The 8,257-nt window shown below is 74.1% G+C and carries 9 protein-coding genes; 3 read left to right on the forward strand and 6 right to left on the reverse strand.

The window, feature by feature from the left end:
* Positions 1 to 327: 327 nt before the first annotated feature.
* A complete protein-coding gene (locus tag B277_RS15145; RefSeq protein ID WP_007929874.1) occupies positions 328 to 594 on the forward strand; it encodes a hypothetical protein in 267 nt (88 codons plus the stop codon).
* Positions 591 to 1,901 (forward strand): ABC1 kinase family protein, encoded by a 1,311-nt coding sequence (locus B277_RS15150; protein WP_007929876.1) that lies wholly within the window; start codon positions 591 to 593, stop codon positions 1,899 to 1,901. Before B277_RS15145 ends, B277_RS15150 begins: the two co-directional genes overlap by 4 nt.
* Positions 1,902 to 2,001: 100 nt before the next feature.
* On the opposite strand, the gene B277_RS15155 is transcribed toward B277_RS15150, so the two are convergent.
* The 6 genes from B277_RS15155 to nudC form a co-directional block, all read right to left on the reverse strand.
* On the reverse strand, positions 2,002 to 2,577 hold the full coding sequence (locus B277_RS15155; protein WP_007929878.1) for an HhH-GPD-type base excision DNA repair protein: 576 nt from the start codon (positions 2,575 to 2,577) through the stop codon (positions 2,002 to 2,004).
* Between the two features lie 127 nt (positions 2,578 to 2,704).
* On the reverse strand, positions 2,705 to 2,854 hold the full coding sequence (locus B277_RS17700) for a hypothetical protein (protein ID WP_156811818.1): 150 nt from the start codon (positions 2,852 to 2,854) through the stop codon (positions 2,705 to 2,707).
* A 5-nt stretch (positions 2,855 to 2,859) separates the two neighbouring features.
* Complete coding sequence (locus B277_RS18210) at positions 2,860 to 3,138, reverse strand: WhiB family transcriptional regulator (protein ID WP_007929879.1); 279 nt, start codon at positions 3,136 to 3,138, stop codon at positions 2,860 to 2,862.
* A 113-nt stretch (positions 3,139 to 3,251) separates the two neighbouring features.
* On the reverse strand, positions 3,252 to 3,419 hold the full coding sequence (locus B277_RS18215) for a hypothetical protein (RefSeq protein WP_156811819.1): 168 nt from the start codon (positions 3,417 to 3,419) through the stop codon (positions 3,252 to 3,254).
* Positions 3,420 to 3,542: 123 nt separating this feature from the next.
* Positions 3,543 to 5,693 (reverse strand): ATP-dependent DNA helicase UvrD2, encoded by a 2,151-nt coding sequence (locus tag B277_RS15165; RefSeq protein WP_007929880.1) that lies wholly within the window; start codon positions 5,691 to 5,693, stop codon positions 3,543 to 3,545.
* Positions 5,690 to 6,637 (reverse strand): NAD(+) diphosphatase, encoded by a 948-nt coding sequence (gene nudC, locus B277_RS15170; protein ID WP_007929881.1) that lies wholly within the window; start codon positions 6,635 to 6,637, stop codon positions 5,690 to 5,692. Before nudC ends, B277_RS15165 begins: the two co-directional genes overlap by 4 nt.
* On the opposite strand from nudC, the gene B277_RS16290 reads away from it, so the two are divergent.
* Entirely contained in the window at positions 6,629 to 8,239 is a 1,611-nt protein-coding gene (locus B277_RS16290; RefSeq protein WP_156811820.1) for a phosphotransferase, read from the forward strand. The genes nudC and B277_RS16290 overlap by 9 nt on opposite strands.
* Positions 8,240 to 8,257: the final 18 nt, after the last annotated feature.

Raw genomic sequence — 8,257 nt, forward strand, 5'->3', positions numbered from 1 at the left:
CTCGGTGGCGAAGGGRGGTTCCCGTGACCTCCTTGCCGTCGTCGCCAGCCCCCGCACCTGCTGACCCCGCTGCGGTGCACCCCTGGCTCGCCGTCGGCACCCCGGTGCTGCCGCTGTGGTGCCAGCCCGCCCACGCGAGCATCGGTCCGGTGATCAGCCCCGGCGGTCGCCCCTGCCTGCACTGCCTGGACCTCACCCGAGTCGGGGTCGACCCCGACTGGCCCTACCTGCGAGCTCAGCTCACCCGCCCCCCGGGTCGCGGGCCCCGAGCCGGCCGACGGCCTGCCCGCCGTCCGCCTGCTCGCTGCCGGCCTGACGACCGCACTCGTGCTCGACCACGTCGCCGGACGGCTCGGGACACCAGAGTGGTCCTTCGAGGTGGCGATGCCCGGGCCCACCCTCGAGCGTCACCGCTGGCCGGCACACCCCCGCTGCCCCGAGTGCGGCGACGAGGTCATGCCGGCCGACGAGGCCGAGCCGACCCTGGGGGTGGTCGGGTCGGGCGAGCGCCCGGAGGCCGGCGACGCGACGACGACGCCCCCGACGTCCGGGTCCAGCACCCGTCCAGCCCGGGACGACACAATGGCCGGGTGAACCAGATCCCCCGTGGAGCCGCCGGTCGTGCCGCGCGGCTCGCCTCGCTGCCGCTCGGCCATGCCGGGCGCAGCGCCCGTGGCGTGGGCCGGCGCCTGACCGGCACCCCGGCCGACGTCGTCAGCGAAGAGATCCAGCGCCGCACCGCGGAGCAGCTCTTCACCGTGCTCGGCTCGCTCAAGGGCGGCGCGATGAAGGTCGGCCAGGCCCTCTCGGTGCTCGAGGCCGCGATGCCCGAGGAGATGGTCGGGCCCTACCGCGAGATGCTCGTCCGCCTGCAGGACGCGGCTCCCCCGATGTCGACGGCCGAGGTCCACGAGATCCTCGCGCGTGACCTCGGCCGGCGCTGGCGAGACGAGGTGACCATCGAGGACCGGCCTGTGGCCGCCGCCTCCATCGGGCAGGTGCACCGCGGGGTGGCCGCCGACGGACGCACCGTGGCGGTGAAGCTGCAGTACCCCGGCGCCGACCGGGCGCTGCGCTCCGACCTGCGTCAGATCGCGCGGCTCGCCCGCGTCGCGACGACGTGGATGCCGGCGATCGACATCAAGCCCGTGACCGACGAGCTGCTCGCCGCTGCCGACGAAGAGCTCGACTACGGGCTCGAGGCGGCCAACCAGCGGGCCTTCGCCGAGGCCTACCGCGACGACCCCTTCGTGGCCGTGCCCGATGTCGTCCTGCAGACCCGGCACGTGCTCGTCGGCGAGTGGGTCGACGGCGCCTCCCTCGGCCAGGTCATCCGCGACGGCGACCAGGACGTGCGCGATCGCGTCGGGCAGCTCTACCTCGAGTTCCTCCTCGAGGGGCCCGGCCGGGTCGGGCTGCTGCACGCCGACCCGCACCCCGGCAACTTCCGGCTGACCCCCGACGGTCGTCTCGGGGTCATCGACTACGGCGCGGTCGCCCGCCTGCCCGACGGCATCCCCGACGTCGTCGGCCGCCTCGTGCGGCGGGCACTCGACGGCGACGCCCAGGGAGTCCTCGACGGGCTGCGCGACGAGGGTTTCGTCCTGCCCGGCATCGAGGTCGACGCCGACGAGGTGCTCGCGTACGTCCTCCCCTTCGTCGATCCGCTGCGCGAGCCCGAGCACGCCTTCACCCGCGAGTGGATGCGGGGTGCGGCCCGTGGCGTCACCGACCTGCGCGCCCCGGAGTTCGCCACCGGCCTACGGCTGAACATGCCGCGCGAGTACGCGATGATCCACCGCGTCTTCATCGGGGCGACCGGCGTCCTCAGCCAGCTCGAGGCCACGATCCCCGCCCGGGCGTCGATGGAGCGTCACCTGCCCGGCTTCGCCGACGCCTGATCCACCCGACCTGCGCATTTCCCTAGGGAAATGCGGTTGGAGGGTGGCATTTCCCTAGGGAAATGCGCAGACCGGGCCGACGAAGGGGGCGCAGCGGCCCCTAGGACTTCGCGGCCTTGGCCTTCGCCTTGGCGGCCTTCTTGTAGTCCCGCACCTCCTGCAGCGAGGTCTCGTCGGTGACGTCGGCGACGGAGCGCCGCGAGCCCTCCTCCGCGTAGGGGCCGATCGCCTCGCGCCAGCCGTCGGGACGCACGCCCAGCTGCTTGCCGAGGAGGGCGGCGAAGATGCGCGCCTTCTGGTCGCCGAAGCCGGGCAGCGCCTTGAGGCGGCGCACGACCTCCGCCGTCTCGACGCCGGTCCAGATGCGCGTCACGTCACCGTCGTAGTCGTCGCGCACCGCGGCCGCGACCGCCTGGATCCGCCCGGCCATCGAGCGGCCGTACCGGTGCACCGCCGGCGGCGTCGCACACAGGTCGGCGAAGGCCTCGGGGTCGGCGTCCGCCAGTCGCGCCGGGTCGAGCGAGCCGAAGCGCTCCTTGACCTTGGCCGGCCCGGCGAAGGCCCGCTCCATCGGGAACTGCTGGTCGAGCAGCATGCCGACGAGCAGGGCGAAGGGGTCCGACGACAGCAGCGCATCCGCGCTCTCGTCCTGGGCGATGCGCAGGGATCTGGCCATGGGGTCCAGCCTGCCACGACCCTCCCTTCGTCCTCCCCACCGACGACAACAGGCCCCACCCGGGGCATCGGGTGGGGCCTGTCGGCCTCTCGGGCGGAGTCGTGGTCGACACCGCCGCCGGTCGTGCTCATCGGAAGCTCAGGTGAGCGGGGCGGGGGTCCTGCCGGCGGGCGAGCAGCTCGCGCCGCTCGACCTCGGGGACGTAGGCCAGGGGCCGGTCCGTCGCCCGCAGGCGGGGCATCTTGGGGAACTTCATGTCGGTGCCTCCTCTCGTCATCTCGCTCAGGCGGGGATGGGGTGCTTGCGGGGGCGGCCGCGGGGCCGCTTGCGGGGGATGACCCGGCCGGCGTCGAAGAGCTCTCCGCCCCAGACGCCCCAGGGCTCGCGCCGCTCCAGCGCGCCGTCGAGGCACATCTGCTGGAAGGGGCAGTCCTGGCACAGGGCCTTGGCGTACTCGACGCCTGCCGGGGTCTCGGCGAACCAGATCTCGGGCTCCTCCGCCTGGCAGGGCGTGAGGGTGCTCGTCCGGTGTATCGGTGGGTGGGTGGTCAGTGCGGTCACGGGGTTCTCCTGACGCGGGGTGCGTGTGTCGAGCTGTCTGGGGGGACGACAAAGGCCGCGGTTCCCGGTGTGGGATGCCGCGGCCTGTGAGGAGACCTGTGGGTCCGTCTGGTCTAGACGGCAGGTCCTGCAGGGCGCGGGTCCACGACGAAGGGGGCCTTCGGGGCGGCGGCGGTGCGGCCGCGATCGGTGAAGACGCCGGTGGCGCCGCAGATGAGATCTGCAGACGGCACGAGGGCAGCACCGGACATCGGGATGAGGTTCATCGTGATGTTGTCCATGGGTCCTGCCCTCCTCTCGTCAACGCGCTCTTCGGATCACACGCGGTGTCCGACTGACAGGAACCAACGTAGACCAGCCCTCGGGGGCGTGCCAACCGAATTAAATTTTCGACCTTCGCGGGCTCAGGCCTCAGGTTCTCCGGCGGACGCCGCGGCGACCTCGTCAGGGTCCGCTCCACCGACGACGGCGAGCACCTGGTCGGCGTAGAGCGAGAGCTTGCGCGGGCCGACCCCGCTGATCGCCGAGAGGTCACGCTGCCCGGTCGGCTCGGCCTCGGCGATGGCCTCGAGCGTGGCATCGGTGAAGACGACGAAGGCCGGCACGGATGCCGCACGGGAGACGGCCAGGCGCCAGGCTCGCAGGCGCTCGAAGGTCGCCTCGTCGTAGGTCGGCGGGCAGTCGGGGCATCGACCGGAGGCCCGCTCGGTGGCGGTCGCGAGCTCGGTACCGCACACCTTGCACACCTTGGGGCGGGAGGGCTTGAGCGGGCCCGACCCGCGGGAGGAGCTGCTGCGCTTGGGGGTCGAGCGAGCGCCCTCCCCGAGGATCGAGGCGGTGTGGTCGAGGAATCGGCTGACCCGTCGGCTCGAGCGGGCGCCGGGGTTGCGGGCGCGCGACCACGACAGGTGGAGCACCTCGCGGGCACGGGTCACCCCGACGTACATGAGGCGCCGCTCCTCCTCGATCTCCTCCACACCCTCGGCCATGGTGATGGGCAGCAGCCCGTCGGAGCACCCGACGAGGAAGACGACGTCCCACTCCAACCCCTTGGCGGCGTGCAGCGACGCGAGGGTCACGCCCTCGACGTCCGGGGCGTGCTGCGCGGCGATCCGCTCGTCGAGGTCGCGCACGAGCTCGGGCAGCCGGGCCTCGGGGCTCGCGGCAGCCAGCCGGGCGGCGAGGTCGACGAGTGCCTTGAGCGACTCCCAGCGCGAGCGCACCGCGCCGGTGCCGGAGGGCGCGTCCTCGTGCCAGCCCATGCCGCCGAGCACGTCACCGACGAAGGCCGGCAGCGGCTTGCTGCCGTCGTCGGTGCGGGCCGCGCCTCGCAGCAGGAGGATCCCCTCGCGGACCTCCGAGCGGGAGAAGAAGCGCTCGCCGCCGCGCACGAGGTAGGGCACGTCGGCGTCGGCCAGCGCCGACTCGAAGGCCTCGGACTGACCGTTGGTGCGGAAGAGGACCGCGATCTCGCGCAGCGGCCGGCCCTGCCCGACCAGTTCCTTGACCTTGGCCGCCACCCACGCGGCCTCCGCCGGGTCGTCGTCGAGCGCGGTCAGCTGGGGCGGGGTCCCCCCTTCGCGCTGCGGCACGAGCTCGACGGACCCTCCCCGCCGCTGCCCGTTGGTGTCGGTGAGCATCCGGTTGGCGAGCGCGAGGACCGGCGGGGTGGAGCGGTAGTTGCGCACGAGGCGCACCGTGCTCGCCCCCGGGTGGTGGCGGGTGAAGCTCAGCAGGTGCTCGGGGGTGGCGCCGGTGAAGGAGTAGATCGTCTGGGCGGGGTCGCCCACGACGCAGATGTCGCCGCGCCCACCGAGCCACAGGTCGAGCAGGCGCTGCTGGAGCGCGTTGACGTCCTGGTACTCGTCGACGACGAAGTGCCGGTACTGGTCGCGCACCGTGCGGGCGATGTCCTCGCGCTCCTCGAGGATGCCGACGGTGAGCAGCAGGACGTCCTCGAAGTCGATGACCCCCCGCTCGCCCTTGACGTCCTCGTAGGTCGAGATGAGCCGGGCCATCGCGGTGTGGTCCATGCCGGGCGGCTCGCGGCGGGCCCGCCGGGCGGACGCGGCATAGGTCTCGGGGGTGAGGAGCGAGACCTTGGACCACTCGATCTCGGAGGCGACGTCACGCAGCTCGGATCGGTCGAGTCGCATGCCCATGCGGGAGGCGGCCTCGGCGACGGCTGGGATCTTCTGCGCCATGACCTCGGGCGCGGCACCGCCGATGGCCTGCGGCCAGAAGTAGTGCAGCTGTCGCAGCGCGGCCGCGTGGAAGGTCCGCGCCTGCACCCCGACGACCCCCAGGTCACGCAGCCGGGTGCGCATCTCGCCGGCCGCGCGGGCAGTGAAGGTCACCGCCAGCACCCGCTGCGGCTGGTAGGCGCCCGAGCGCACCCCGTAGGCGATGCGGTGGGTGATCGCGCGGGTCTTGCCGGTGCCGGCACCGGCGAGCACGACCATCGGTCCGCAGGGGTTGGCGGCGACCTCGCGCTGCTCGGGGTCCAGAGCGTCGAGGATGTCGTCCGCGGACTGCGGGCCGGTCACGTCGATCACCCGGGCAGCCTCTCACCCTCCCCCGACACCTCGTCCAACCGCTGCCCGAGCCAGCCCTCGATGAGGCGGCCCGAGATCGACAGGCGCCCCGCCGCGCGCACGTAGCCGTCGAGCAGCTCGCGGCGGAAGTCCTCGCGGGTGAACCAGCGCGCCTCGGCGATCTCGTCGGGCTGACAGGTCAGCTCGGTCGTCGTGGCGCGAGCGGTGCAGCCGAGCATGAGCGAGGCGGGGAAGGGCCACGGCTGGTCGGCGACGAAGCGCACGTCGGTCACCGACACCCCCACCTCTTCGCCGACCTCGCGGGCGACGGCACCGGCGATCGTCTCGCCGGGCTCGAGGAACCCGGCGAGGACCGAGAAGCGCCCTTCGGGCCAACCGACGTTGCGGGCGAGGAGCAGGCGGTCGCGGTCGTCGGTGACGGCCATGATGACCGCAGGGTCGGTCCGCGGGTACTGCTCAGCGCCGTCGTGCGGGCAGCGTCGCACCCAGCCCGCCTGGGCGACGTCGGTCGGCTCGCCGCAGCGGGGGCAGCGCGGGTGGCGCACGTGCCAGTTGGCCAGGCCGAGCGCGGTGGCGAAGAGGGTGGCCTGCGCCGCGGGCAGGTCGGCGGCGACCTCGCGGAGGCTGGCGAAGGGGGCGGCGTCGAGACGTTCTTCGCGCGGCACGGGTGTCCCGGGCGGGGTGGGGCGGCAGACGGCGAGGTGCGCGGTCCCGTCGAGCCGGCCGAGGTAGAGCAGGAGGCCGTCGGCGTCGCCGGGCCGGGGCGCCCGCAGCGCGAGGGTGCGGTCGGGCTCGAGGGCCGCACGGTCGCCGACCAGGTCGAGCACGCGGGTGGCGGGGTCGGCGAGCAGGGTCTCGAGCAGCCCCGGCTCGCTGCGCGCGGGACCGTCCCGGTCGATGGCGGAGGCGGTCATGGGCAGGTCGTGCATCGGGTCGTGGTCCACGCTCCCCACCCTAGGGAGGTCCGCGGGACCGGGCTGGATCGGTCGGCGAAGGGCGTTGCTCCCCAGTTCGGCGGCCCGCGCCTCGTACGGTGGGCGGGTGACCTCTCGTGGACCGCTGACTCTCGCCGCACTGGCCAGCGCTGCCGTGCCCGGCCTCGACCCGACCTCCGTCGAGGGGGTCATCGGGACCGGACCCGCACGTCCCTACGACGTCGCCTTCGTCCAGGACCACGAGCACCGCCGCTGGGTCATCCGCTGCCCGCGCACGCCCGCGGCCTCCGCCGGCCTCGAGCAGTCGGCCGCGCTGCTGGCCCTGCTGAGCCGTCGCCTGACCATGCCCGTCCCGGCCGTCAAGGCTGGGTCCCGCTGCCCGAAGGGGGCCGCGCCGCCGTCAGCGCCTACCTCACCGGCCGTCGGGTCGAGCTGGCCTCGATCGCCCCGGGCTCCGCGCTCGCCTCCGGTCTGGGGCGCGCCCTCGCCCAGCTGCACAACCTCGACCGACGCATCTTCGAGGAGGCCGGAGTGCCGGTCTACGAGGCGGAGGCCTACCGGACGCGTCGCCTCGCCGAGCTCGACCGGGCCGCCGCGATGGGGCGCGTGCCCACGGGTCTGCTCACCCGCTGGGAGCGCACCCTCGAGGACCTGTCGCTGTGGCGTTTCACGACGACGCCGACGCACGGGGCGATCGGCGGGGGCACCGTCCTCGCGACCCCGGACGACGGCGAGGAGCCGGAGATCAAGGGCTTCCTCGGTTGGGAGTCGGCCCAGGTCGCCGACCCGGCCGACGACCTCGCCGCGCTCGTCGACGAGCTGCACCCCGAGGCCCTCGACACGGTCATGGAGGCCTACGCCCACGCCCGTGCCGACCGCCCGGACCGTCACCTGCACCGGCGGGCCCGACTCGTGCACGAGATGTCGCTCGTGCGCTCGATGATGACGGCCGTGGCCGCCGGCGACGACGAGGCCGCCGAGGACCTCGCCCGGCAGCTGCGTCGCCTCGACGACCGGCTCGCCGACGAGGAGGACCTGGCTCCCGCACCGGTCGGTGGCGCTGCGGCAGGGTCGGCCGCCGACGAGGAGACCACGGGGGACGACGCCCCCGCCGCGCAGGAGACGACCGAGGGGTCCGAGCAGAGCGGTACGGCCGAGGCGGCACAGACCGAAGCGTCCGAGCAGGACCCGACCGCGCAGGACCCGACCGAGCCGGACGCAAGCCAGCCGGACGCGGCCGAGGCGGACCCGACCGAGCCGGACGCGAGCCAGTCCGAGGACACCCCGCAGGGCGAGCTGGAGCCCGACGCTGCCGAGTCGGACGAGGCCGTGGAGATCGAGCACGTCGGCGAGCCGACCCCAGCCACCCCGACACAGGCCGGCACCAACTCCACGATCGAGCCCACCGCCAGTCAGCCCGGTGCCGACTCCGACGCCGGCCCCGAGGACCGCACCTCCGGCGCGCCGACCGAGGCGCCCGGCGCAGCCACCCCCGAGCGCCCGCGCACGCAGGTCCGGCTCGGTCCCCCGAGCGACCACGAGACCGCGGAGATCACCCCGCTCGTCGGTGACGACGGCGACGACGTCGTCCCGCCCTCGCCGCGCCGCTGACGGGCCCCGCCGACGCGG

It is taken from the genome of Janibacter hoylei PVAS-1 (assembly GCF_000297495.1).
GTDB lineage: Bacteria > Actinomycetota > Actinomycetes > Actinomycetales > Dermatophilaceae > Janibacter > Janibacter hoylei.

Coding starts and splice junctions, on each gene's coding strand:
- B277_RS15155 (WP_007929878.1), bottom strand. CDS start 2,577: ATGGCCAGATCCCTGCGCATCGCCCAGGACGAGAGCGCGGATGCGCTG.
- B277_RS17700 (WP_156811818.1), bottom strand. CDS start 2,854: ATGACGAGAGGAGGCACCGACATGAAGTTCCCCAAGATGCCCCGCCTG.
- B277_RS18215 (WP_156811819.1), bottom strand. CDS start 3,419: ATGGACAACATCACGATGAACCTCATCCCGATGTCCGGTGCTGCCCTC.